The organism is Yokenella regensburgei (genome assembly GCF_051486985.1).
Taxonomy (GTDB): domain Bacteria; phylum Pseudomonadota; class Gammaproteobacteria; order Enterobacterales; family Enterobacteriaceae; genus CBFFRJ01.
Window position 1 is genome coordinate 62843 of sequence record NZ_JAHVDV010000011.1, and the last position, 25266, is coordinate 88108.

The following is a 25266-nucleotide window of genomic DNA, read 5'->3' on the forward strand; positions in this document are numbered from 1 at the left end:
ATAAAGTTGCCGTGTGAAGCACGGCACAATTCCAGCAATCTGAACCTTTTTTTATCGAAACTACGTTTTACTTAACGGGAAATTACGTTCAATAAAAATAAGATGTTCCTGACGCATAGCAAAACATGAAACCAAATAACTGTGGTGATTATTACTTTGCTAGCAGTATTTACCCTCTGATTCTTTACAAGCCATTTACAGCCAATCTAATTATTGGAGCCTTTAGAAATCTTTACACGGAATATGTGATGAAGATAACTAAAACATTGTTTTATTTTCATTGAATCAATATTCCATTGATCGCATCATACGCCCAGATATGTTGCCACCAGAGATAAACAGATTTATAGCCTGCTCCTCTCATCAGCCGCATCGGCGGAAATGTGCCAGGGGCGATAAAACTCTGCGGGCTTAACCCTTTGAATTTATGAAAGTTAACTTCTGGTTTTTCTCGGTCATTCCATATGATGAGAAGTGAGGATTTATTATGAAGATCAAAGCCACCATTGAACGAATCCCTGGCGGGATGATGTTGATACCTCTGCTCCTTGGGGCAATCTTAAATACCCTTGCCCCGAATACAGGCGCTTATTTTGGCTCCTTCACCAAAGGGATGATTAGCGGTACGGTTCCAATTCTGGCTGTCTGGTTCTTCTGTATTGGCGCATCCATTGACCTGCGCGCAACCGGTACGGTTTTGCGTAAATCCGGCACGCTGGTGGTGACAAAAATCGCCGTCGCCTGGCTTGTGGCTATGATTGCCGCCTCCTTTATTCCTGAAGGTGGAATTCAGACCGGCTTCTTTGCAGGCATCTCCGTTCTGGCTATCGTCTCCGCTATGGACATGACAAATGGTGGCCTCTATGCCAGCCTGATGAACCAGTACGGTACGAAAGAAGAATCGGGCGCCTTCGTCCTGATGTCGCTGGAGTCCGGCCCGTTGATGACAATGGTGATTCTGGGCTCCGCAGGGCTGGCCTCTTTTGAACCTCACCATTTTATCGGCGCGGTGCTGCCGTTCCTCATCGGCTTTGCACTGGGTAACCTGGACCACGATCTTCGCGCCTTCTTTAGCAAAGCCACACCGGTTCTGATTCCATTCTTTGGCTTTGCACTGGGTAATACCATTAACCTGAGCGTCATTCTCGATACAGGTTTACTCGGTATCTTCCTGGGTGTTGCGGTCATCATCATCACCGGCATCCCGTTGATCATTGCTGACAAAGTCATCGGCGGCGGTAACGGCACAGCGGGTATAGCAGCCTCATCTGCCGCAGGGGCCGCGGTTGCAAACCCGGTTATCATCGCCCAGATTAACCCGGCGTTTGAGCCGGTCGCCGCTTCCGCCACTGCACTGGTGGCCGCCAGTGTGATTGTGACCGCGATTCTGGTGCCGATTATTACCGCACTTTATGCAAGACGCTTCGGCAACGTTCCGGTTGCCGATAAAGCGGCAGAAAAGCCCGTCGAATCTGCGGGGCACTGATCTCGCTCGCCGCTAGTGTCAGGTAGTTGATTTACGCAAAAGAGGACCTTTTCACCCGGTGGAAAGGTTCTTTTTGCTGTCAGGGAGGCATGATGGGGGAACGCTTCTTTTACTTCCTGTCAGGCAGCTGCATCCTGCAATTAACCATCAAGGTTGGTTAATTGCAGGGCACATCTTTTTACTCGCCAAATATCTCATCCACCATTGCCCCCGCCAGGCGGGTGGCTGAGCAGAGTCTTGGCATACCCAGCGCCACGGTCTGCCAGCTTTGGGTCACCGACCAGCAAATGGGATGACGCTCCGCATCACTCCAGTCGCCTAACCAGCCCAGCAAATCCTTGTAATCCATTATTCCCGGTGTGGCAGGGGTGGTCAGCCACTGGTGATAAAAGTGCCGCGTGGAGGGGGAGGCGTTAATACCTTGTGCCAGAAAATCCGCTGCCATTGCGCGCAGGTTATCTTTCAGCATTGAAGCAACTTCACTGCTTGCCAGGCGGCAGGCATCACCAAATGCTCCCCAACGCAGCTCCTCCAGCGCCACATAGCAACGCCCGGCCATTGACCAGCCGTTATAATTACCGGCGCGCCAGCGGGTAAAAATCTGTTCGCTGTGATGACCGGCCTGCACCGTCAGGCCGCGCTGGGTCAGGGCTTTCTCTTTCCAGCCAGCTCGCTGACTGAAATGCTCAATCATCTCATCATATTGTGGCAGACCACTGCCCGTGCCGTTAACCGGCCGTCGCTCTGTCTGCTGTAAGGCGATTAAACGCTGGGTAATACGCGTCAGCGCAAGATGGCCGGGGTCGAGCATACTGGCCAGTTTTTCCGCCAGACCCAGTCGAAGGGTATCATTTTCATTCAGCACCCCGGACATCGCCCACGGGCGTAATTGCGTTTGCGCCATGACTTCCTGCGTCAACCGCTCACGAAACAACTGCTGTTGGGGCACAATCTGGCTCTGCCGGGGCGCATCAACGCCCTGCACCAGATCGACGATGAACTTGGGATGAATACACTCCAGTGTCCGCCCGGGCCCTTCCAGTAGTCGATTTTTCATGGTTGTTCTGCCGCGAATAGAGTTTGAATATCATCGCGTAACAGGCGTGCATCTTCCTGAATCCAGTGGGCAGTCTTGATGCATTGTTGTAGATGCTGTCGCAAGGCCTGCACTGAAGATTCGTTTTGTTGACGTATCGCCAGACTGTCACGCAAACTTTCTTGTAGTCCCTCGAGACTCAACGAGAATTCGGCAAAGAACGTTGCCATTCCGGCCGTAACAGAAACATCGACCTGCGCGGCTAAAGCTTTACGAATTTGTTCACAAAAATGAGCGACATGCTGAGTGAGCTTCTGCTGTAAGGAGGCCACATCAATGACGTAACGGGTGCGGGTTACCACATAATCATCCCAGCCCCAGCCCGGATTGTTCAACCAGCGCGACACCGTCTCACGCACGCTCCCTGCACGGGGAAGCTGCCCCGCCGGCGTATCTTCTGACGCAATCGCATTATTGAAAAGCTGGCGGGTATTAAAGTTAAGCGCACTGGGCTGAAACGCCGGAAAACTAATGCGCGCACGGAATCCCGCGTGGCTCAACTCTTCTTTGATACGCATCTCAATAGGGCGCATGGCATCGTTCAGGGAACGAGTGAGGGTGTTTTCCAGCTGGTCAAAACGCAGCGCCAGCTCACGGCTGATTTTCTCTTGCGCCGCCAGTAAGATAGATTCACAGGATGAGCGCATTTTACTGAGTACGTTCTGCGCCTGCCCTTCATCTTCCAGCACCAGTTGCCCTGCGGAGAACTCTGCGTCAAGACGCAAATTCACCCGGTTTTCCTTCACCATATGCATCAGTTCGCCATCACGGAACCAGGCATCAATAGCCGCGATAATCTCAATCTGCTGGTCGTAAATGAACTGGTTAGCAGCCACCAGCGCCTCATCAACCTCATGATCGATTTCATCACTGACGCTTACCTGGCAGCTCTGGAGAAGGGCCATATCTTCTTCCAGACGGGCAATATTATGCTCCAGATTCTCAAAGGCCACGGTCAGACCCTGATAGCGAAAATCGAGATATTCACGCGCACTCTGGGCGTAATTGAGGAGTTTGTGTGACGCCGAACGCAGGGCAAACAACGAGGCATTCGCATGCGCTGCATGAAGGAGTTTGCGGATAGGCTGCTCAAAGAGTGAGTCTTTCCATAACAGCTCAGCGGCATGGTGAATATGGTCTACATCATCCAGGTCTGCGGTGCGCCAGCGTCTGCCCAGTGCGGCTTCGGCAAAATCCTGTACCCAGGGCTGATCGTCCGGATCGGGCAATTTACCGCGATGCTTGATCTCATGGCGGGCGCGGTTTGCCAGGTAGCCCCACATAGACGAGACCGGGAAAATCTGCGAAGGGTTAATATGCCCCTTCATTAACGTCCCGGAAATCAGCGCGCGAACCTGATCCTCATCGTCGCTATTACGATCTTTCTGATCAAATTTGTTAACCAGCGCATAAAGTGGCACTGACCGACCGACGGCAGAAACAGCATGACGGACTTCTTCGTCAGAGACTGATTTAAGCTGGGTATAATCCATCACCGCCAGCACCGCTGACGCTCGCGCCAGCTGTTCACTGAGCATTTTTTGCAGGTGTGGTTGCCCCGCTTCGTTCGGCCCCGGTGTATCCAGTAACGTCAGTTGACCGACGGCATTTTCCAGACCAGCCAGATGGACAAACTCCACCTCAATAACAGGGATATTTTCTACGGACGCGTAAGCAGAAAAAGGAAAATCGACGTCGAGTGCCTTCGATAACCGCACCAGATCATTAAGACTTTTTAAACAGTGGAAAATGGGCTGTGCACCCAAATAATGTTTATCAAATGCATCGCCCTGCGTAATACGGTCGAGCAGCGCACTCATGTCCTTGTCAACTTCCAGTCTTTGCGCCAATTTTTCACGATCGAAATTAAACAGTCGGGTTTGTAATTGTTGTGTCAGGGCATCGATAGGGCCGACATGGGCAAAATGTAACACGGGTTCTTTCTGCCCCGGCGTATGACGAATCAATGTAGGTAATGCAGTCATAGGACGGTTGCGGTTCGGCAGCACTTCCGTCCCGACAATGGCATTAATGGTGGTCGACTTCCCGGCCTTCATGGTGCCGACAATGGCTAATACCATCTCCAGACGGGTAATTTTACGCAATTCATTGTGCAGGGTGGCTTGCTGCGTTTCGATTCCACGCGTACTGAAATGTAAGGGTAATACATTGGTGTTTTCTGCTTTTTTACCAGGAGCTACATCATCAAGCGTGGCTAATGGCAACGTCTTCAGGGCCTGCAGGTTATGCAATGAGAGCTGCAAAAGCCTCTCTGCTTCCTGGCTTAATTCGAAAATCGTTTGTGTGTGCATATAAAAGTCTTTCCTTAACGCAAATTTCTTACTTTTATTAAGCCGCAATGTTTTATTTGTGAAGTTTCGGCTTTTATAATTACGTGTGGAAAATATCTTATAAAAGATAAGCGCCTGAAGATTATCAGGAAATTATATTTCTCTAGAGAGACTGACACAGTACACCCTCCACGCCAATTAAGGCCGGGGAGATACAGAGGGTAGCCCATTTTCAGGAGCTGCCAGAATATATCGTCATTTATTTACCCCCCCAATTTGCGAGGTAATTAACTGCCTTCGACTGAAAGCTTAGCAAGGATGACGGCATGTCATTATTAACACCGAATGCTTCATCCCACCTTATCTGAATTGGTAAAAAGTGGCAATTTCATGGCGAAAATATTCTAAATAGTATTCATAAGCGATTCCACAGTATCGGACGCATTCAGCATCGCTCAACGTGATGACAGGTTATGTCACCGTAATCACTTTTTTATCTTTTTCTGAAAAAAAGAATAGCACCAGCAAAAGTGCGGACTTGTTGTATAATCCCTCCCCTTTCTGGCAAAACACCGCCTTTTTTGCTGGCCTGTTTCCAGCGTCCAGGTACTTTTGAGGATATCCGCATGCAACTCCCTAACTGCCCACAATGCAATTCTGAATACGTTTATGAAGATAATGGCATGTTCATCTGCCCGGAATGCGCTCATGAATGGAATGACAACGAAGCCGCGCAGGATGGAGACGAACCGATCGTGAAAGATGCGAACGGCAATCTGTTGGTCGACGGCGACAGCGTCACCGTGATTAAAGATCTGAAAGTAAAGGGCAGCTCGTCGATGCTGAAGATTGGGACCAAGGTGAAAAACATCCGCCTGGTTGAAGGCGATCATAATATCGACTGCAAAATCGACGGCTTCGGCCCGATGAAGCTGAAATCAGAATTCGTTAAAAAGAACTAATACCTTTTCAGAACTGCTCTTCCAGCCGCCTTTCTTCATCGTCTAACTGTCGGCGCTCGCGATCGAGCTGGCGCTGACGGTCGTCGAGCCGGGCACGCCGGTCTTCCAGCTGTCTGCGCCTCTCTTCATACTGTCTGCTTTGATCGTCGCTGCGGCGGCGATCCTCTTCATAACGCCTCTGCTCGTCGTCGCGGTTTGCATCGTTCGGATTATAGGCATCATTAATCGCGCGCTGAATATTCCCGATGGCATCATCAACAATATCCGCCTGTGCGAACGGAGCAGAGAAAGAGAGCGTGCTGACGAGCAGCAGAGTTACATAAGATTTCATAATGCCAGCCTCGGAATTGGACTGGCTTAACCTTATTAAAGAGTCATCACAAGGAGTAGCGGAGGAATCCCAAACCGCCGCCCTCTTACGCCGCAATCCGCCGCAGCGCCTGGGCCAGTTGCCCACGGGTAAAGGGTTTTCGCAGCAGCTCCACGTCCGGCAGCGCCGGATTGTGCGCCGGGCGTAAATCCTGCCCGCTTATCAGTAACAACGGCAGATGCGGGTAGTGCAGGCGGGCAAAGTTGATCACCTCTGCGCCACTGAGCCGCCCCGGCAGCATTAAGTCGCTTATCACCATGCCAATCTCCTGCGACGCCGCCAGCAGTTGCAGCGCCTGTTCGCCACTCTCCGCCTCCAGCGTCAGATAGCCCAGCTCATGCAGCTGTTCACACAGGGTCTGGCGCACATCGGCTTCATCTTCCAGTACCAGAATCAGCTTCTCAGTACCCTCCTGCGCCTGAGTCGCATCCTGCTCCAGCGGGGCCGCCGCCTGCACAAAAGCGCGTGGGAGCTGTAACCGCACGGTTGTCCCCTGCCCGGGCGCACTTTCGATCTCCACCCGCCCCCCGGACTGGCGCACGAAGCCATAGACCATCGACAGCCCCAGACCGCTGCCGCTGCCGGTTTGCTTGGTGGTAAAGAACGGTTCAAAGACGCGCGCTTTCACCTCCTGCGACATGCCACATCCCCGGTCAATCACCTCCAGCGCTACCATATCCTGCCTGCGTCCGTCGGTACGGGTCACCCGCTGATTCCAGGTACGGATCTTAATCACCCCACTCTGCCCTTCCATCGCATCGCGGGCATTCATCACCAGGTTAATAATGGCGTTTTCCAGCTGGCCGACATCAATCCAGGCGGGCCAGGCGGGCTGCTGAGCTTCAATATCGAGGGTCAGTGATGCTGGCAGCGAGTGACGCATCAGTTCACTCAGGTTCTCAAGTAGCGGCTGCATCTCGACCGGATGCGGGTGCAACGACTGTTTACGGGAGAACGCCAGCAGGCGCTGGGTCAACAATGCACCGCGTTCAGCCGCTTTGAGCGCACGGGAGATGCGAACCGCATCTGGCGACGCCGGGCTCACCAGTTCAAGGCTACCGATAATCACCGCCAGCAGATTGTTGAAATCATGGGCCAGCCCGCCGGTCAGTTGCCCGACCGCTTTCATTTTCTGACTATGCAGCAACGCCTCTTCCAGCCCTTTGCGCTCGGTTCGGTCCAGCACCACGTTAACCATGCCGCGCCCCGGCACCGGGCTAAAGCGTAGTTCGATGGTGCGGTGGTCCGCCAGCCGTAGCTCCTGGGCCCTGGGCATCAGGCGCGATAAATTCTCCTGCACATGCCCTGGCAGATCCCCCACCTGACGCAGCAGGCTCTGGTAATGCATTCCCCGTTGCAGCGCCTCCGCATCCAGCCCCAGCAGCAGCGGATACTGCGGGTTCCAGACCACGAGACAGCCGAGGTTATCAAACAGGGCAAAGCCATCGCGCATGGCGTGAAAGGTGGTTTCAAGCTGGGTGCTTTTCTCTTTCAGCAGCCGGGAGGTGTGCTCCAGCGAGGCGGTATTGCGGGCAAAAACGTTAAACGCACGCGCCAGCTCGCCAAGCTCATCGCGCCGTTGCAGCGCAGGTACAGAGACATCTGCCTCCCCACGCGCCAGTTGCGCCATCGCCCGGGAAATCGCCGTCAGGTTGGAGCCAAGGTTGCGGTAGATATACCAGCCCGCGCAGCCGGTGATGATGAGCGCCAGCAGAGCAAAGGTGCTGATAAAGATGATGATGGAGTGCATCTCACGATGGCTTTGCGCGGTACGTTGTTCAGAGGCCCTCGCTACCTGCGCCACGTATTGATTGATATCGGTATTAAGAATGGCTACCAGCGCTTTGATATGAAACATCGACCAGTTGATGGCCATATCGCTCTCTTCCAGTTGCCCGGATAGCGGAGCGAGTTTCCCAAGCTCGGTTCTGAACTCTGCCACAATGCTGCTGACCATCGGATTTGTTGTCTGCGACGGCAGTTGTCTCATTACCGCCGTCAGTTGCTGCACCGTCGCCGTGGGTGAAGGGGTACGAATGGCCGCATCCAGCAATCTGTCCATCTCACTGAGCAGCCGGGGATCGGGTAGCGCCCCGCCTACACGCTGGTTGATATGCTGTACGTGGCGCAGATAGCTTTGGTTTTGATAGAGCGAACTGAGCAGCGTATTGCGCTCAAGGTGCCGACGCTGACCGCGTTCCAGCATTTGCGTTACGCTCTGTTCCAGTTCGTTGCTACGCGACGTAATCCGCTCGACAAGCTGAGGTTCAAGCCGTGCCAGCGGCGCCTGCGCCAGTTGTGACAACGAGCGCTGCAGCGCCGTCTGTGTCGCCTTCAGTCGCTCGGCTTCTCCTTTGTACTCCAGTGCGCCTACCACCTGCGATAAGCGCACCGCCGCCGTGGCAACGTTGGCGGTATCCCGCGCCAGATTCATGCTGGCGGTCATGTCATCCAGGGTTTGTTGCTGAACCTGTTCCTGTATCTGGCTGGCATGGCGAAAACCCAATACCGCCACGCCACAGACCATCAGGGTCACGGCCATCACCAAGAGGTTAAAGAACAGCAGTCGCCCACGGGCGCTGGCGAAGAACGAGTTGTGCCGATAAGGCATAGCGGGCTCCGGTGTCTGTGTTCCCCTCACCCTGACCCTCTCCCCGGAGGTGCGAGGGGACGCTTCGGTGCGGTCTGGTTTTTCCCCCCTCCCTTCCAGGAACAGAGGAGGCTTCAGTGCGGCCTGGTTTTCCCCCTCTCCCCAATGCGCCGGGAGCGGGTTTTCTCCCTCTCCCTTCCAGGGAGAGGGCTGGGGTGAGGGTGAAGGAAGTCATGTTACGTAACTGTGATCTTCGTTAACTATTCAACAATATGACAAATATGAATGCCCAATGACATTTTGCATTTATTTCGCCGTGTTGGACTGGCGTAAACCAAACCCTTGCAGGAGCAAGCAATGAGCAAGACGCCGGTTCTGGAGATGCGCAATATTGCCAAAGTGTTTGGCAAGTTTTATGCGCTAAAAGGGGTCGACCTGACGGTGTATGCCGGTGAAATCCATGCCTTAATGGGTGAAAATGGCGCAGGTAAAAGCACCCTGATGAAAATCCTCGCCGGGGCGTACACTGCCACCAGCGGTGAGATCCTGATAGACGGTCAGCCGTTTCATATTAAAGGGCCAAAAGACGCGCTGGCGGCCGGCATCACGCTGATTTACCAGGAGATGCAGCTCGCCCCCAATCTGACCGTGGCGGAAAACATCTTCCTCGGCAGCGAAATTTCACGCGGCGGACTGGTACAGCGCCGGGAAATGGTGGCCCAGGCGCAGAGCGTGATTGACCGGCTCGGCGCACAATTCAAAGCCAGCGATTTGGTAATGAAATTGACCATCGCTGAGCAGCAGCAGGTGGAGATCGCCCGCGCTCTGCACCGCAACAGCCGTATTCTGGTAATGGATGAACCCACCGCCGCCCTCTCCTCCCGCGAAACCCACCGCCTGTTTGAGCTGATCATGCGTCTGCGTGACGAAGGAATGGCGATCATCTACATCAGCCACCGTATGGCAGAAGTGTATGAGCTCTCTGACCGGGTGAGCGTGCTGCGTGACGGGCAGTACGTCGGCAGCCTGACTCGCGACAAACTCAACGCCTCTGAGCTGGTACGCATGATGGTGGGCCGCCCACTCAGTGACCTGTTCAACAAAGAGCGGGACATCCCCAAAGGCGACATCCGGCTGAACATTCATCACCTCACCGACGGCAGCAAAATTCAGCCGGTCAGTTTGCAGGTTCGCTCAGGTGAAATCGTCGGCCTTGCCGGGCTGGTGGGCGCGGGCCGCTCTGAACTGGCACAGCTGATTTTTGGCGTGCGTAAAGCCACCGGTGGGGTAATCGAAATTGATGGCGAACCGGTGGTGATTCACTCGCCGCGTGCCGCCATTGATTTGGGCATCGGGTTTCTCACCGAGAACCGCAAAGAGCAGGGTCTGTTTCTGGAGCTGGCGGCGCAGGAAAACATCACCATGGCGACCATTGAGCGCGACGCTAACTACGGCATGCTCGACCGCAAAAAAGCGCAGTCCATCTCCGATGACGCCATTAAGTTGCTCAATATTCGCGTACCCCACGCTCAGGTGCGGGCGGGAGGCCTGTCGGGCGGCAACCAGCAAAAACTGTTGATCTCCCGCTGGGTGGCCATCGGCCCGCGCATACTCATCCTGGATGAACCGACGCGCGGTGTGGACGTCGGGGCCAAGAGCGAAATCTACCGCATCATGAGCCAGATGGCGCGTCAGGGTGTCGCCATTCTGATGATTTCCAGCGAACTGCCGGAAGTGGTGGGGATGAGTGACCGCGTTTACGTGATGCATGAAGGCAGCATTGCCGGCGAGCTGGAAGGCGAGCGGATTAGCCAGGAAAACATTATGACGCTGGCAACCGGCGTTAACGAATCCCATCAGGTGGTGCACCATGACTGAATCTAAACATACCTCTGCCTCAACACCAAAGTCGGCCTCAGCGAAGAAAATGCTGATGGGCGATCTGATGCAAACGGTCGGTATTTTACCCATTCTGATCCTGATTGTGGCGGTATTTGGCTTTATCGCACCGAACTTCTTCACTGAAAGTAACCTGCTCAACATTACCCGTCAGGCCTCGATCAACATCGTGCTCGCGGCTGGCATGACTTTCATCATTCTGACAGGGGGTATCGATCTGTCGGTGGGGTCGATTCTTGGCACCACGGCAGTGGCGGCGATGGTCGTGTCGCTGATGCCTGAACTGGCCATGCTCTCAGTTCCTGCCGCACTGATGCTTGGCATGGTGCTGGGGTTGTTTAATGGCGCGCTGGTCGCCTTTGCCGGACTACCACCCTTTATTGTTACGCTGGGCACCTATACGGCATTGCGCGGTGCGGCTTATCTGCTGGCGGATGGCACCACGGTGATTAACTCCAGTATTGGCTTTGAGTGGATTGGTAATAACTACCTCGGGCCGGTGCCGTGGCTGGTGGTAATCGCCCTGGCAGTGATTGCCATCTGCTGGTTCATCCTGCGGCGTACCACGCTTGGCGTTCACATTTATGCCGTTGGCGGCAACATGCAGGCCGCCCGTCTTACCGGTATCAAAGTGTGGATGGTGCTGCTGTTTGTCTATGGCATGAGCGGTTTGCTCTCTGGCCTCGGCGGAGTGATGAGCGCCTCGCGCCTCTACAGCGCCAACGGCAATCTTGGAGCAGGCTATGAGCTGGATGCCATCGCGGCGGTCATTCTTGGCGGCACCAGCTTCGTCGGCGGTATTGGCACCATCACCGGTACGCTGGTGGGCGCATTAATCATCGCCACACTGAATAACGGCATGACCCTGATGGGCGTCTCCTACTTCTGGCAACTGGTGATCAAAGGGGCGGTGATCATCATTGCAGTGCTGATAGATAAATACCGTACCCGACATCATCAAAGTGCATAACAACAATATTTCCCTGAAAACCCTACGTGAGGAAAGAACATGCGTTTGAAACCCTTAGTCACCGCGCTCTGTGCTGGCGCACTGCTTGTCGCAACGCCGTTTGTCCAGGCAAAAGATCTGAAATCCATCGGGGTAACGGTGGGCGATCTTGCTAACCCGTTCTTCGTGCAAATCACCAAAGGGGCTGAGCTTGAGGCTCGCAAGCTGGCGGGTGATAACGTCAAAGTCACGCTGGTGTCGAGCGGTTACGATCTGGGCCAGCAGGTGGCGCAGATTGATAACTTCATCGCCGCAAAAGTGGACATGATTATCCTCAATGCCGCCGATTCTAAAGGCATTGGTCCGGCGGTGAAACGCGCCAAAGAGGCCGGGATCGTGGTGGTCGCCGTTGACGTGGCAGCGGAAGGGGCCGATGCCACTATTACCTCCGATAACACCCAGGCCGGAGAAATGGCCTGTAAGTACATTACCGATCGCCTGAAAGGCAAAGGCAACGTAGTCATCATCAACGGACCGCCGGTATCCGCCGTACAGAACCGTGTGGAAGGCTGCCAGACTGAATTCAAGCGCCACCCGGATATCAAAGTGCTCTCGTATAACCAAAACGCCAAAGGCAGTCGCGAAGGGGGTCTGGAGATCATGACCTCGTTGCTGGCTGCGCATCCGAAAATTGACGGCGTGTTTGCGATTAACGATCCGACCGCGATCGGGGCCGATCTGGCAGCAAAACAGGCGCAACGCAACGAATTCTTTATCGTCGGCGTGGATGGTTCCCCGGACGGTGAGGAGGCGCTGAAGCGTGAAAACTCCCTGTTCGTAGCCACCCCGGCGCAGGACCCGCAGGTCATGGCGGCCAAAGCGGTGGAGATCGGTTACGACATTCTGCAGGGTAAAGCGGCGCCAAAAGAGCCGGTGCTGATCCCGGTGACGATGATCGACAAGCAGAACGTCGGGAACTACAAGGGCTGGACGGTTAAGTAAGTGCGGATTCTTCCCCTCACCCCTGCCCTCTCCCCATAGGGGAGAGGGAGCAAACCATCCCCTCGCCCCTGTGAGAGAGGGAGCAAACCATCCCCTCGCCCCTGTGGGAGAGGGAGCAAACCATCCCCTCGCCCCTGGGGGGAGAGGGTTAGGGTGAGGGGCACAACGCGCTCAAATGCCATCAGGAGATCGCCATGAAACGCTCCGAAATCAACGAAATACTCGGCCATACCCGCCAGTTCTTTTCAATGCACGATGTGCATTTACCGCCGTTTGCCAGTTTCCCGCCCACTAAATGGCGGCAGCTCGACAAAGGGGCCTGGCGAGAAGTTTTTGACCTCAAGCTCGGCTGGGATGTGACCGCCTTCGGCAGTACCGATTTTTACACCCAGGGGCTCACGCTTTTTACCCTGCGTAACGGCTCCCCAAACGGCACGCCTTATGCCAAATGCTATGCCGAGAAAATCATGCACGTGCGCGACGGGCAGGTAACGCCGATGCATTTTCACTGGCGCAAGCGTGAAGACATCATCAATCGCGGCGGCGGCAATCTCATCATTGAGTTGTGGAATGCCGGTGCCAGAGAAGAGACCGTCAACAGCGACGTGACGGTGGTGATTGATGGCTGCATGCAAACGCATGCAGCAGGCAGCCAGTTGCGGCTCTCCCCCGGAGAAAGCATCTGCCTGACACCAGGCCTGTACCACAGCTTCTGGGGCGAAACGGGCTTTGGTGATGTGCTGGTCGGTGAGGTCTCATCGGTTAACGACGACGACCACGATAACCACTTTCTGACACCCGTGGATCGCTATAACGACATTCTGGAAGACGAAACCGCACAGTTAGTGCTGTGTAACGAATACCGTCTGTTTCTGGATTAAAGGAGATTCCCATGCCGCTGATTTCGCTTGCTGAAGGTTTAACCCATGCCCGTGAGCACCGCTATGCACTGGGCGCTTTTAACGTGCTCGACTCTCATTTCCTGCGCGCCCTGTTTGCGGCGGCAAAACAGGAACGTTCGCCGTTTATTATTAATATTGCCGAAGTCCATTTTAAATATGTCTCCCTCGACTCGCTGGTGGAAGCGGTAAAGTTTGAGGCCATGCGCAGCGACATCCCGGTGGTGCTCAACCTCGACCACGGCCTGCATTTCGAATCGGTGGTGCGCGCGCTGCGGCTTGGTTTCAGCTCGGTGATGTTCGACGGCTCAACGCTGGAGTACGAGGAGAATATTCGCCAGACGCGGGAAGTGGTGAAGATGTGTCATGCGGTGGGCGTGTCGGTGGAGGCTGAACTGGGCGCCGTGGGCGGCGATGAGGGCGGCGCACTTTACGGCCATGCCGATGAGGCCTTCTTTACCGACCCGGCCCTTGCGCGCGACTTTGTCGATCGCACCGGCATTGATGCCCTGGCGGTGGCCATCGGTAACGCTCATGGCAAATACAAAGGGGAGCCCAGACTCGACTTCACGCGGCTGGATGAGATTCGTCAGCAAACCGGCCTGCCGCTGGTGCTGCACGGTGGCTCCGGGATCAGCGATGCGGATTTCCGTCGCGCCATCTCGCTCGGCATCCATAAGATTAATTTCTACACCGGCATGTCTCAGGCAGCACTCGATACCATCGAAGCGCGGATGGCCGATCGCCAGCCGGTGTATGACGAGTTCGCCCAGTTATTGTTGAGTATCGAAGAGGCCATTACCGATACCGTCGCCACGCAGATGCGCACCTTTGGCAGTGCGGGGCAATGCTGATGGCGCGCCAGGGGATTATCGCCGCCGGAAATATGCTGGTCGATCATGTGCATCAGATTGTGCAGTGGCCGGAGCGTGGCTGGCTGGCGGAGATCACGCAGAGCGAACGCTCCACCGGCGGCGCGCCACTTAACGTGCTGCTGACGCTGGCAAAAATGCATACCGGTATGCCGCTTCAGGCCGTGGGGCTTGTGGGCGAGGATAACGACGGTGATTATATTATGGCGATGCTGGAGCAGTACCACGTTAATCGCCAGCACGTGCAGCGCACCACCGTGGCGCCCACGTCAATGTCGCAGGTGATGACCGACCCTACCGGACAGCGCACCTTCTTCCACTCGCCAGGGGCAAATCGCCTGCTGGATCTGCCCGCGTTTGACCGTCTCGACACCACCCTGAAAATCTTCCATCTTGGCTACCTGCTGCTGCTCGACAGTCTCGATCTGCCGGATGAAGAATATGGCACCCGCAGCGCGCGCCTGCTGGCGCAGATGCGCGAGCAGGGTTATGAAACGTCCCTTGATTTGGTCTCCCGCAAGGGCGACCCGCGCTATCAGCCGCTGGTCGTTCCCTGCCTGCCGCATCTTGATTATCTGGTGATTAATGAGCTGGAGGCGGGCGAGTTTAGCGGGCTTGAGATGCGAACAGCTGACGATGCGCCCCATATCGACCATATCTCCCTGGCCGCGACCCAACTAATGAACGCCGGTGTGAAACAGCGTGTGGTCATTCATTGCCCGGAAGGCGCATGGGGATTGCAGGCCGGCAGCGAGGGCCAGTGGGTGGCATCACGACTGCTCAGACAGGAAGAGATTGTCGGTAGCGTGGGGGCGGGAGATGCGTTCTGCGCGGGCCTGTTGTACGGCTGCCATGAACGCTGGTCGCTGGTGCAAAGCATTCAACTGGCCCATGCGTGTGCCCGCGCCAGCCTGTTATGCGCCAACGCTATTGATGGTGCGAAGACGCTGGAGGAGCTTAAAGCAGAGTTAACGGATGCGGCGTAGCCTGTTACGCCGCTTTATTATTGTCGGCCACGTCAGCGGCAAACACATAGCCGATGCCGCGAATGGTTTTAATGAGCGCGGGCTGGTGTGGATTGATTTCGATCTTACGCCGCAGGCGCATAATCAAGACATCGATGGTGCGATCAAACACCTCGATACTTTCACTGTGCGTGAGTTCCAGTAACTGCTCCCGGTTCAGGACACGGCGCGCATTTTGCACCAGCGCCAGCAGCAGACTGTACTCGCCCTGGGTCAGCGCCACGGTCTGCTGCCGGGGATCCTGTAAGGCGCAGCGTGCCGGGTCGAGATGCCAGCCGTTAAAACTGAAACCAGCCACCTTCACGTTTGCCGCTTCTGTCGCCAGCGCACCGGTTCGCCGCATGACGGCTTTGACCCGTGCCACCAGTACGCGGCCATTGAAGGGTTTACCAATATAGTCGTCGGCCCCCATTTCCAGCCCCACCACCACATCGGACTCACTGCCGAGGCCTGTCAACATAATGACGGGCAGCGCCGGGCGCTGCTTTTGCAGTTGTTGTAACACCATCAATCCGTTGATGTCCGGCAGAACCATGTCCAGCAACACCAGCGCTATCTCCGGATGACGCGCTACCGCCGCGATAGCATCCAGCCCGTTATGGCAAACGAGAACGGTAAAGACATGCTCGCTGAGCACATCGTTCAGCAGTTCACACACCGCCAGATCGTCATCCACTATCAGAATTGCAGGTTTCATCGTCCGCATCCGTCAGGAAAGTTTACCTATTCTGCTTTATTTTATTTGGCGGATGCATAACGGCGGTGAATTAATGCTGTTTTTATAATCACCGTCACATCCCCCTTCCCTGTGGTCACGTCAAATCTGACGACATCCTGCCCGTCGTCAGCATTTTGAACAGAAATTGGGCTTAAGATCCGGCAATACCCACAAAAGCAGCATGGCTTAGATGATGCATAATGGGTGTGATGGCGCGAAAGCGCGCTTTTTCTTAACTGGAGCGATAGCGATGAAAAAAGTCGTCACGGTTTGCCCCTACTGCGCCTCAGGTTGCAAAATAAACCTGGTGGTGGATAACGGCAAAATCGTTCGGGCGGAAGCGGCGCAGGGTAAAACCAACCAGGGTACGCTGTGTCTGAAAGGCTATTACGGCTGGGATTTTATCAACGACACCCAGATCCTCACTCCTCGCCTGAAAACCCCTATGCTCCGTCGTGAGCGTGGCGGCAAGTTGGAGTCCGTTAGCTGGGACGAAGCCCTGGAGTACGTCGCCAGCCGCCTGAGCGCCATTAAAGCGAAGTATGGCCCGGATGCGATTCAGACGACCGGCTCGTCACGGGGCACGGGTAACGAAACCAACTACATCATGCAAAAATTTGCGCGCGCCGTTATTGGTACTAATAACGTCGACTGTTGCGCACGCGTCTGACACGGCCCCTCGGTTGCAGGTCTGCACCAGTCGGTCGGCAATGGCGCAATGAGCAATGCCATTAATGAAATCGATAACACGGATCTTGTGTTCATCTTTGGCTACAACCCGGCAGATTCCCACCCCATCGTCGCTAATCATGTGATTCGCGCAAAACAGAACGGGGCAAAAATCATCGTCTGCGATCCGCGGAAAATTGAAACCGCGCGCATTGCGGATATGCACGTGGCGCTGAAAAACGGCTCCAATATTGCGCTGCTGAATGCGCTCGGACACGTCATTATTGCAGAAAAGCTTTACGACCAGGCATTTGTGGCGTCACGCACACAAGGCTTTGATGAGTATAAAAAAATCGTCGAAGGCTATACACCTGAGGCGGTAGAAGAGATTACGGGCGTGCAGGCAACGGAGATCCGTAACGCGGCGCGTCTGTATGCCGGGGCGAAAAATGCCACCATTCTTTGGGGCATGGGCGTCACCCAGTTTTACCAGGGGGTGGAGACCGTGCGCTCGCTGACCAGTCTCGCCATGCTGACCGGCAACCTCGGCAAACCCCATGTCGGGGTTAACCCGGTACGTGGTCAGAATAACGTCCAGGGCGCCTGCGATATGGGAGCACTGCCGGATACCTTCCCCGGCTATCAGTTCGTGAAAGAGCAGGCCCACCGCGATAAATTCGCCAGGGCCTGGGGCGTGGAAAGCCTGCCTGCACATACTGGCTATCGCATCAGCGAACTGCCACACCGCGCGGCGCACGGTGACGTGCGTGCGGCTTACATTATGGGAGAAGATCCGCTGCAGACAGACGCAGAGCTCTCCGCCGTGCGTAAGGCGTTTGAGGATCTGGAGCTGGTCATCGTGCAGGATATCTTCATGACCAAAACCGCGGCGGCAGCGGATGTCATTTTACCCTCAACGTCATGGGGCGAACATGAAGGGGTGTACACGGCGGCTGACCGTGGCTTCCAGCGCTTCTTTAAGGCAGTGGAACCGCAGTGGGATCTGAAAACGGACTGGCAGATTATCAGTGAGATTGCCACCCGCATGGGTTATCCGATGCATTACCACAACACGCAGGACATCTGGGACGAATTGCGTCACCTCTGCCCGGAATTCTACGGTGCCACCTATGAAAAAATGGGTGAACTGGGCTACATCCAGTGGCCGTGTCGTGACACCTCGGATGCCGATCAGGGTACCTCGTATCTCTTTAAAGAGAAGTTCGACACCGATACCGGCCTTGCGAAGTTCTTCACCTGCGACTGGGTGGCACCTGTCGATAAACTCACTGACGAATATCCGATGGTGCTCTCTACCGTGCGTGAAGTCGGCCACTACTCCTGCCGTTCGATGACCGGTAACTGTGCCGCACTTTCTGCCCTGGCGGATGAACCCGGCTATGCGCAAATCAACGTCGCCGATGCCGTGCGCCTTGGTATTGAGGATGAAGCCCTGGTGTGGGTGAACTCACGTAAAGGGCGGATTATCACCCGTGCACAGGTCAGTGAGCGCCCGAACAGAGGAGCTGTGTATATGACCTACCAGTGGTGGATTGGTGCCTGCAATGAGCTGGTGACCGAGAACCTCAGTCCGATTACCAAAACGCCGGAGTACAAATACTGTGCCGTCAATATTGAACCTATTGCCGACCAGCGTGCCGCGGAACAGTACGTCATTGATGAGTATACTAAGCTGAAATCCCGCTTGCGCGAAAGCGCGATGGGGTAATACCTTCGGTAAAGAATAAAAGGCGCAGAGGATTTAGTCCCTGCGCCGTTTTATTTCCACCAATAATTAATTCATTATATAAATATTAAATAGCTCTTTTGCGAGTGTTATTCCATGAACATGGAATAAATGCAACGAAATTACATTCTGCTTTGTCTTTATTTTAACACCCTAAATAATTCGAGTTGCAGGCAGGCGGCAACGCAGCGAATCCCCAGGAGCTTACTCCAGTAAGTGACTGGGGTGAGTGAGGAGAGCCAACGCACATGCAGCTTGAAGTATGACGGGTATATGAAATTGAATGTTATACGTCGCGGTGCTTAAGGCTTTCTGGTCTTGAGCATTATTGTTGAAGGTCAGAGAGTGGAAAAGCCCAGGGCTAGTTTCCAATAACCCGAGGCTACTCTACCTCAACTCCAAACAAGTTGAGAGTGGCCTCGTACCCTTTTTTTACAAGGAGTATTAGGCATGGAGCCATTAAAATAGACGTTGGCCATTCTTATTATCGTGTGTCTGACGATCCTGACGTTTTCATTTATTCATCGTGGGAAACTGTGCGAATTATATATTCGTGGAGAGAATCAGGAGGTAGTAGCGAAATTAGCCTGTTCGTTAGGTTAACTCTCGGGCGGGGAAACTCGCCCGACTTATTTGGAAGTGAGGTTCTTAATGCACCCAATTTTTCTCCGCCCTCATTATGGTGAGGGCGGAGCAAAGATTACTGGTCGGCGGTTTTTTCAAACTTACCGAGCATTTCACGCTCGTAAGCCTGTGCTTTTTTGCTGTCGAAGCGGTGTTCCCACTTGGCGATAACCAGCACAGCCAGCGCATTACCAACCACATTCAGTGCGGTACGCGCCATATCAAGGATACGGTCAACGCCGGCAATAAACGCCAGACCTTCCAGCGGGATACCGACACTACCGAGCGTTGCCAGCAGCACCACAAAGGATACCCCCGGCACACCCGCGATCCCTTTTGAGGTCACCATCAGGGTCAGCACCAGAATAATCTCCTGGCCGAGCGACAGATCAATGCCGTACAGCTGGGCAATAAAGATAGCCGCAATACTCTGGTACAACGTAGAGCCGTCGAGGTTGAATGAGTAACCGGTTGGCACCACGAAGCTGGTGATTGACGCCGGGGCACCGTAGGCTTCCATCTTCTCAATGATACGCGGCAGCACGCTCTCAGAGCTCGCCGTGGAGTAGGCCAGAATCAGCTCTTCTTTCAGGATGCGGATAAGCGTCCAGATGCTGAGCTTGCAGATACGCGCCACGATCCCCAGCACCACCAGTGCGAAGAACAGAATCGCGAAATACACCAGGATAACCAGCTTTGCCAGCGGCCACAAAGAGGCGAAACCAAAGTTGGCGACCGTCACGGAAATTAACGCAAATACCCCAACCGGCGCATAGCGCATCACCATATGGGTAACTTTAAACATGGTTTCTGAAATAGAGCGGAATACGGTCACCAGCGGTTCGCGATGCGTGGCAGGCAGTGAAGAGAGCCCGAGGCCAAACAATACCGAGAAGAAGATGATCGGCAGCATATCGCCTTTTGCCATTGAGGCCACGATATTGGTCGGCACCAGGGAGAGAATCGTCCCCATCAGGCCATGAGCATGACTTTGCACCTCGGCCGTCGTGCTCTGATATTTCGAAATATCCACCGATGCCAGTTGCGTCATATCGATGCCCGTACCTGGCTGGAACACATTCGCCAGCGTAATACCCAGCACGATAGCAACCGTGGTGATCACTTCGAAATAGAGAATGGTTTTCAGGCCAATTCGCCCCAGTTGTTTCGCATCACCGACACCGGCAATACCGACAACCAGCGTGGAAATAACAATGGGCACCACAATCATTTTAATTAAGTGGATAAAGATATCCCCTGCCGGAGACAGAAGATTCGCGATAAGCCATTCACGGCTGTCGCTCTGGTAATGCAGATAGCTGCCCAGAAGAATACCCAGCACCAGGGCCAGCAAAATCTGCCAGGCCAGGCTGACTTTCAATGTTTTCATAACTGCAGAGATCCTCAATAAAGCGACTTTCCCGACCGGGGAACGACTCATAGGGAAAGGGTATGGTTAGCGTCACACGCTCTTACGGGGTTTTTTAACGCGCGTTATCAGTACCATTTGCAGGGTGTAACGTGCAACCCTTTACCAGAAGGGGTATTGACTGATTTTTTGTTTAAAACCGCATTTTTATACCATTTATCGTGCATAACTATTTGTTATGAAACCGCTTTTTTTGCGCCTATTTTAGATAATGCCCACGGGTAATTATTTCCCTGCAAAGTTTCATTTGCCCATTTTTCAACCTGTTCATTAATGCGTGATCTGTCGCGCAAATAATAAACAAAGCCGGCAAAGCCCCTACAATTAACGTTTATGTGACATATCATTAACATCCTACAAGGAGAGCAAAAGCCATGAGCCAAATCCATAAACACGATATTCCCGCAAATATTGCGGAGCGTTGCCTGATTAATCCGGAGCAGTACGAGGCGAAATATCAGCAATCGGTCACCGACCCGGATGCGTTCTGGGGCGAGCAGGGTAAAATCCTTGACTGGATTAAACCTTATCAGAAGGTAAAAAATACCTCCTTCGCGCCAGGCAATATTTCAATTAAATGGTATGAAGACGGCACGCTTAACCTTGCGGCTAACTGCCTGGACAGACACCTTTCCACGCGTGGCGATCAGACCGCGATTATTTGGGAAGGTGATGATGCGACGCAAAGTAAAAACATCACTTACCGCGAACTGCACCGTGACGTCTGCCGCTTTGCCAATGTACTGGTGGATCTTGGCATCAAAAAAGGCGATGTCGTGGCTATTTATATGCCGATGGTGCCTGAAGCTGCCGTCGCCATGCTCGCCTGCGCGCGCATCGGTGCGGTTCACTCGGTTATCTTCGGCGGCTTCTCACCCGAAGCCGTTGCCGGGCGCATCGTGGATTCCAGTTCACGGCTGGTGATAACCGCCGATGAAGGGGTACGCGCAGGACGCAGCATTCCGCTGAAAAAGAACGTCGATGATGCGCTGAAAAACCCAAGCGTCAAAACCGTTGAACATGTGGTTGTACTCAAGCGTACCGGCGGCAACATTGAGTGGCATGAAGGCCGCGACCTGTGGTGGGATGCGCTGACTGCAACCGCCAGCGACGAGCACCAGCCGGTTGAAGTTAATGCGGAAGATCCGTTGTTTATCCTTTATACCTCGGGTTCAACCGGCAAGCCGAAAGGGGTGCTGCACACCACTGCCGGCTATCTGGTGTATGCCGCAAGCACCTTTAAATATGTCTTCGACTATCATGATGGCGATGTCTACTGGTGTACCGCCGACGTCGGCTGGGTCACCGGACACAGCTACCTGCTGTACGGGCCGCTGGCCTGTGGCGCGGTCACGCTGATGTTTGAGGGCGTACCAAACTGGCCAACCCCGGCACGCATGAGCCAGGTGGTCGATAAGCACAAGGTGAATATTCTTTACACCGCACCGACCGCGATTCGCGCCCTGATGGCCGAAGGCGACAAAGCGATTGAAGGGACTGACCGTTCTTCACTGCGCATTCTCGGGTCCGTGGGCGAGCCAATCAACCCGGAAGCCTGGGAGTGGTACTGGAAAAAAATCGGCAACGAAAAATGCCCGGTGATGGACACCTGGTGGCAGACCGAAACCGGGGGGTTCATGATAACGCCGCTGCCCGGCGCTACCCAGCTGAAAGCCGGTTCCGCGACGCGTCCGTTCTTCGGTGTGCAGCCTGCGCTGGTGGATAACGAAGGGAATCCCCAGCAAGGAGCGACCGAGGGTAACCTGGTGATTGTCGACTCCTGGCCGGGACAGGCCCGCACGCTCTTTGGCGACCATGACCGTTTTGAGCAGACCTACTTCTCCACCTTCAAAAACATGTACTTCAGTGGCGACGGCGCACGTCGTGACGACGATGGTTATTACTGGATAACCGGTCGCGTGGATGATGTGCTGAACGTCTCCGGACACCGTCTGGGCACCGCCGAGATTGAGTCAGCGCTGGTCTCTCACCCGAAAATCGCCGAAGCCGCGGTGGTCGGTATTCCGCACAATATTAAAGGCCAGGCTATCTACGCCTATGTCACGCTGAACCACGGAGAAGAGCCGACCCCTGCGCTCTACACTGAGGTCCGTAACTGGGTGCGTAAAGAGATTGGCCCGCTGGCGACGCCGGACGTGCTGCACTGGACCGACTCGTTACCCAAAACCCGCTCAGGCAAGATCATGCGCCGCATTCTGCGCAAGATTGCCGCCGGAGATACCAGCAATTTGGGCGATACATCCACTCTGGCCGATCCTGGTGTCGTGGACAAACTGCTCGAAGAGAAGCAGGCCATCACCATGCCATCGTAACGTTATTCTCACCCTACCCCTCTCCCATCCGGGGGAGGGAATAATATAAAAAACCCCTCCCCAAAGGATTTTGTGTTGCAGGAAGGCGGCAAGCGAGCACATCCTCAGGAGCATAGTGAACTATGTGACTGGGGTGACAAATCTGTATGGAACAGATTTGAACGTTACTTGTAACGGCCCCGTCAGGGGCGAGGCCCAGGGATGGGCCGAGTAACGAGCGCAGCCAACGCACCTGCGGCGCGAAAGACGAAGGGGATACCTCTGGAGACTCTGTGATGAATGACACCATTTATCAACGGATTGAAAACAACGCGCATTTCAGGGAGTTAGTCGAAAAAAGGCAACGGTTTGCCACCATATTGTCGCTTATTATGCTGGTGATTTACGTCAGCTTTATTCTGCTTATCGCTTTCGCCCCTGGCTGGCTCGGGACACCGATTTCCGACGGCAGTAGCATCACGCGCGGTATTCCGATTGGCGTGGGTGTGATCCTGATTTCATTTATTCTCACCGGCGTTTACGTCTGGCGTGCCAACGGCGAGTTTGATCGTCTGAACAGAGCGGTTCTGCAAGAGGTAAAAGCACCATGAAACGTTTTTTGATGGCGCTCGCCGCCCCACTTCTCGTCACCTCTTTCGCCTCTCAGGCGGCGGATGCGCTCACCGGAGCTGTGCAGCGTCAGCCAACCAACTGGCAGGCGATCATTATGTTTGTGATTTTCGTGGCGTTCACGCTCGGTATCACATACTGGGCTTCAAAACGTACCCGCACCCGTAGCGACTATTATACGGCGGGCGGCAATATTACCGGCTTTCAGAACGGCCTGGCGATTGCCGGAGACTATATGTCGGCGGCGTCGTTTCTCGGCATCTCCGCGCTGGTCTTTACTTCCGGGTATGACGGGCTCATCTACTCACTGGGCTTCCTGGTGGGCTGGCCTATCATTCTGTTTCTGATTGCCGAACGTCTGCGTAATCTTGGTCGCTACACCTTTGCTGACGTCGCCTCCTACCGCCTGAAACAGGGGCCGATTCGCACACTCTCTGCCTGCGGCTCGCTGGTGGTGGTCGCGCTTTACCTCATCGCACAGATGGTGGGTGCCGGTAAGCTCATTCAGCTGCTGTTCGGCCTGAACTACCATGTTGCCGTGGTGCTGGTGGGTGTGCTGATGGTGATGTATGTACTCTTCGGTGGCATGCTCGCTACCACCTGGGTGCAGATCATCAAAGCCGTGCTGCTGCTGTTTGGCGCCACCTTTATGGCCTTTATGGTGATGAAACACGTTGGCTTTAGCTTCAATAACCTTTTCACCGAAGCGATGGCGGTACACCCCAAAGGGTCTGCCATTATGAGCCCGGGAGGGCTGGTGAAAGATCCTATATCCGCCTTGTCTCTGGGGCTGGGTCTGATGTTCGGTACGGCAGGTCTGCCACACATTCTGATGCGCTTCTTCACGGTGAGTGATGCACGTGAGGCGCGTAAAAGCGTCTTTTATGCCACCGGTTTTATGGGCTACTTCTACATCCTGACCTTTATCATCGGCTTTGGTGCCATCATGCTGGTGGGGGCGAATCCGGCCTTTAAAGATGCGGCAGGTGCATTGATTGGCGGCAACAACATGGCCGCTGTCCATCTGGCGAACGCCGTGGGCGGTAACCTGTTCCTTGGCTTTATCTCAGCCGTAGCCTTCGCCACCATTCTGGCGGTAGTGGCCGGCCTCACGCTGGCAGGTGCTTCGGCGGTGTCTCATGACCTCTATGCTAACGTGTTCCGTAAAGGGGCAACCGAACGTGATGAGCTGAGAGTGTCGAAAATTACCGTGCTGGTGCTGGGTGTCGTCGCCATTCTTCTGGGTATTCTGTTTGAAAATCAGAATATTGCCTTCATGGTAGGCCTGGCGTTCTCCATTGCTGCCAGCTGTAACTTCCCGATCATTCTGCTCTCCATGTACTGGTCCAAACTGACCACCCGTGGCGCAATGATTGGCGGCTGGCTGGGGCTTTTGACCGCGGTTATTCTGATGGTGCTGGGCCCGACCATTTGGGTGAAGATCCTGGGTAATGCCGCTCCGATATTCCCTTATGAATATCCGGCACTCTTCTCCATCGCCGTGGCCTTTATTGGTATCTGGATCTTCTCAATTACCGATAATACCGCCGAAGGGCTGCGTGAACGCGAGCAGTTCCGTGCGCAGTTTATCCGTTCGCAAACGGGTATTGGCATCGATCAAGGTCGCGCGCATTAATCACACTCCCCGGTCATTCTGGCCGGGGATCACATTTTTCTCCCCGCACAGTATCCATCC

At 54.5% G+C, this 25266-nt stretch carries 19 protein-coding genes; 13 read left to right on the top strand and 6 right to left on the bottom strand.

The annotated features are described in order from the left end of the window. Positions 1-487 precede the first annotated feature (487 nt). The gene (kdgT, locus tag KXR87_RS10075) at positions 488-1486 is read left to right on the top strand and encodes a 2-keto-3-deoxygluconate transporter (RefSeq protein WP_437432126.1); all 999 of its coding nucleotides are present in this window, start codon (positions 488-490) and stop codon (positions 1484-1486) included. 178 nt (positions 1487-1664) lie between these two features. Here the strand turns inward: kdgT and KXR87_RS10080 are convergent, their stop codons facing one another. Both KXR87_RS10080 and crfC read right to left on the bottom strand, forming a co-directional pair. Further along, positions 1665-2543, bottom strand: coding sequence for a diguanylate cyclase regulator RdcB family protein (locus tag KXR87_RS10080; protein ID WP_437432127.1), 879 nt, complete (start codon positions 2541-2543; stop codon positions 1665-1667). After that, positions 2540-4894 (bottom strand): clamp-binding protein CrfC, encoded by a 2355-nt coding sequence (gene crfC, locus KXR87_RS10085; RefSeq protein WP_437432128.1) that lies wholly within the window; start codon positions 4892-4894, stop codon positions 2540-2542. Before crfC ends, KXR87_RS10080 begins: the two co-directional genes overlap by 4 nt. A gap of 605 nt (positions 4895-5499) precedes the next feature. On the opposite strand from crfC, the gene KXR87_RS10090 reads away from it, so the two are divergent. Beyond that, positions 5500-5835, top strand: a complete 336-nt coding sequence (locus KXR87_RS10090; protein ID WP_437432129.1) for a zinc ribbon domain-containing protein YjdM — start codon at positions 5500-5502, stop codon at positions 5833-5835. A gap of 7 nt (positions 5836-5842) precedes the next feature. Here KXR87_RS10090 and yjdP read toward each other — a convergent pair whose 3' ends face one another. Both yjdP and KXR87_RS10100 read right to left on the bottom strand, forming a co-directional pair. Then, the gene (yjdP, locus tag KXR87_RS10095; protein ID WP_437432130.1) at positions 5843-6166 is read right to left on the bottom strand and encodes a DDRRRQL repeat protein YjdP; all 324 of its coding nucleotides are present in this window, start codon (positions 6164-6166) and stop codon (positions 5843-5845) included. Positions 6167-6251: 85 nt separating this feature from the next. After that, positions 6252-8816, bottom strand: a complete 2565-nt coding sequence (locus KXR87_RS10100) for an ATP-binding protein (RefSeq protein ID WP_437432131.1) — start codon at positions 8814-8816, stop codon at positions 6252-6254. Between the two features lie 336 nt (positions 8817-9152). Between KXR87_RS10100 and KXR87_RS10105 the strand changes: the two genes are divergently transcribed. The 6 genes from KXR87_RS10105 to KXR87_RS10130 all read left to right on the top strand — a co-directional run bounded on the left by KXR87_RS10105 (position 9153) and on the right by KXR87_RS10130 (position 15402). Continuing rightward, positions 9153-10673, top strand: a complete 1521-nt coding sequence (locus KXR87_RS10105) for a sugar ABC transporter ATP-binding protein (RefSeq protein ID WP_437432132.1) — start codon at positions 9153-9155, stop codon at positions 10671-10673. Beyond that, entirely contained in the window at positions 10666-11664 is a 999-nt protein-coding gene (locus tag KXR87_RS10110) for an ABC transporter permease subunit (protein ID WP_437432133.1), read from the top strand. Before KXR87_RS10105 ends, KXR87_RS10110 begins: the two co-directional genes overlap by 8 nt. A 39-nt stretch (positions 11665-11703) precedes the next feature. Beyond that, positions 11704-12645, top strand: a complete 942-nt coding sequence (locus KXR87_RS10115) for an ABC transporter substrate-binding protein (RefSeq protein WP_437432134.1) — start codon at positions 11704-11706, stop codon at positions 12643-12645. 194 nt (positions 12646-12839) lie between these two features. After that, a complete protein-coding gene (locus tag KXR87_RS10120; protein ID WP_437432135.1) occupies positions 12840-13526 on the top strand; it encodes a D-lyxose/D-mannose isomerase in 687 nt (228 codons plus the stop codon). Positions 13527-13537: 11 nt separating this feature from the next. Continuing rightward, the gene (locus KXR87_RS10125; protein WP_437432136.1) at positions 13538-14398 is read left to right on the top strand and encodes a ketose 1,6-bisphosphate aldolase; all 861 of its coding nucleotides are present in this window, start codon (positions 13538-13540) and stop codon (positions 14396-14398) included. Further along, positions 14395-15402, top strand: a complete 1008-nt coding sequence (locus KXR87_RS10130) for a carbohydrate kinase family protein (RefSeq protein WP_437432177.1) — start codon at positions 14395-14397, stop codon at positions 15400-15402. The genes KXR87_RS10125 and KXR87_RS10130 overlap by 4 nt, the downstream gene beginning before the upstream one ends. 4 nt (positions 15403-15406) lie before the next feature. On the opposite strand, the gene KXR87_RS10135 is transcribed toward KXR87_RS10130, so the two are convergent. Next, positions 15407-16138: a response regulator gene (locus KXR87_RS10135; protein ID WP_437432137.1), complete on the bottom strand. Its 732-nt coding sequence runs from the start codon at positions 16136-16138 to the stop codon at positions 15407-15409. Positions 16139-16409: 271 nt separating this feature from the next. Between KXR87_RS10135 and fdhF the strand changes: the two genes are divergently transcribed. Together fdhF and KXR87_RS10145 are read left to right on the top strand one after the other, a co-directional pair. After that, positions 16410-18557, top strand: coding sequence for a formate dehydrogenase subunit alpha (fdhF, locus tag KXR87_RS10140; RefSeq protein ID WP_437432138.1), 2148 nt, complete (start codon positions 16410-16412; stop codon positions 18555-18557). A gap of 489 nt (positions 18558-19046) precedes the next feature. After that, positions 19047-19178, top strand: a complete 132-nt coding sequence (locus KXR87_RS10145; RefSeq protein WP_437432139.1) for a Hok/Gef family protein — start codon at positions 19047-19049, stop codon at positions 19176-19178. A gap of 97 nt (positions 19179-19275) precedes the next feature. Here KXR87_RS10145 and gltP read toward each other — a convergent pair whose 3' ends face one another. Continuing rightward, positions 19276-20589 carry a glutamate/aspartate:proton symporter GltP gene (gene gltP / locus KXR87_RS10150; protein WP_437432140.1) on the bottom strand — a complete coding sequence of 438 codons (1314 nt, stop codon included), beginning with the start codon at positions 20587-20589 and terminating at the stop codon, positions 19276-19278. A 413-nt stretch (positions 20590-21002) separates the two neighbouring features. Here gltP and acs point away from each other — a divergent pair, with 413 nt between their 5' ends. The 3 genes from acs (at position 21003) to actP (ending at position 25206) form a co-directional block, all read left to right on the top strand. Further along, complete coding sequence (acs, locus tag KXR87_RS10155; RefSeq protein WP_437432141.1) at positions 21003-22961, top strand: acetate--CoA ligase; 1959 nt, start codon at positions 21003-21005, stop codon at positions 22959-22961. Positions 22962-23236: 275 nt separating this feature from the next. Beyond that, the gene (locus tag KXR87_RS10160) at positions 23237-23551 is read left to right on the top strand and encodes a DUF485 domain-containing protein (RefSeq protein ID WP_437432142.1); all 315 of its coding nucleotides are present in this window, start codon (positions 23237-23239) and stop codon (positions 23549-23551) included. Further along, on the top strand, positions 23548-25206 hold the full coding sequence (gene actP / locus KXR87_RS10165) for a cation/acetate symporter ActP (protein WP_437432143.1): 1659 nt from the start codon (positions 23548-23550) through the stop codon (positions 25204-25206). The genes KXR87_RS10160 and actP overlap by 4 nt, the downstream gene beginning before the upstream one ends. Positions 25207-25266 lie beyond the last annotated feature (60 nt).

Bases quoted from the DNA above. Each gene is read 5' to 3' on its own strand.
- KXR87_RS10160 (WP_437432142.1), top strand. From the start codon at position 23,237: ATGAATGACACCATTTATCAACGGATTGAAAACAACGCGCATTTCAGG.
- kdgT (WP_437432126.1), top strand. From the start codon at position 488: ATGAAGATCAAAGCCACCATTGAACGAATCCCTGGCGGGATGATGTTG.
- KXR87_RS10100 (WP_437432131.1), bottom strand. From the start codon at position 8,816: ATGCCTTATCGGCACAACTCGTTCTTCGCCAGCGCCCGTGGGCGACTG.
- KXR87_RS10135 (WP_437432137.1), bottom strand. From the start codon at position 16,138: ATGAAACCTGCAATTCTGATAGTGGATGACGATCTGGCGGTGTGTGAA.
- KXR87_RS10110 (WP_437432133.1), top strand. From the start codon at position 10,666: ATGACTGAATCTAAACATACCTCTGCCTCAACACCAAAGTCGGCCTCA.
- KXR87_RS10125 (WP_437432136.1), top strand. From the start codon at position 13,538: ATGCCGCTGATTTCGCTTGCTGAAGGTTTAACCCATGCCCGTGAGCAC.
- KXR87_RS10080 (WP_437432127.1), bottom strand. From the start codon at position 2,543: ATGAAAAATCGACTACTGGAAGGGCCCGGGCGGACACTGGAGTGTATT.
- gltP (WP_437432140.1), bottom strand. From the start codon at position 20,589: ATGAAAACATTGAAAGTCAGCCTGGCCTGGCAGATTTTGCTGGCCCTG.
- KXR87_RS10115 (WP_437432134.1), top strand. From the start codon at position 11,704: ATGCGTTTGAAACCCTTAGTCACCGCGCTCTGTGCTGGCGCACTGCTT.
- crfC (WP_437432128.1), bottom strand. From the start codon at position 4,894: ATGCACACACAAACGATTTTCGAATTAAGCCAGGAAGCAGAGAGGCTT.
- KXR87_RS10120 (WP_437432135.1), top strand. From the start codon at position 12,840: ATGAAACGCTCCGAAATCAACGAAATACTCGGCCATACCCGCCAGTTC.
- actP (WP_437432143.1), top strand. From the start codon at position 23,548: ATGAAACGTTTTTTGATGGCGCTCGCCGCCCCACTTCTCGTCACCTCT.
- yjdP (WP_437432130.1), bottom strand. From the start codon at position 6,166: ATGAAATCTTATGTAACTCTGCTGCTCGTCAGCACGCTCTCTTTCTCT.
- acs (WP_437432141.1), top strand. From the start codon at position 21,003: ATGAGCCAAATCCATAAACACGATATTCCCGCAAATATTGCGGAGCGT.
- KXR87_RS10090 (WP_437432129.1), top strand. From the start codon at position 5,500: ATGCAACTCCCTAACTGCCCACAATGCAATTCTGAATACGTTTATGAA.
- KXR87_RS10105 (WP_437432132.1), top strand. From the start codon at position 9,153: ATGAGCAAGACGCCGGTTCTGGAGATGCGCAATATTGCCAAAGTGTTT.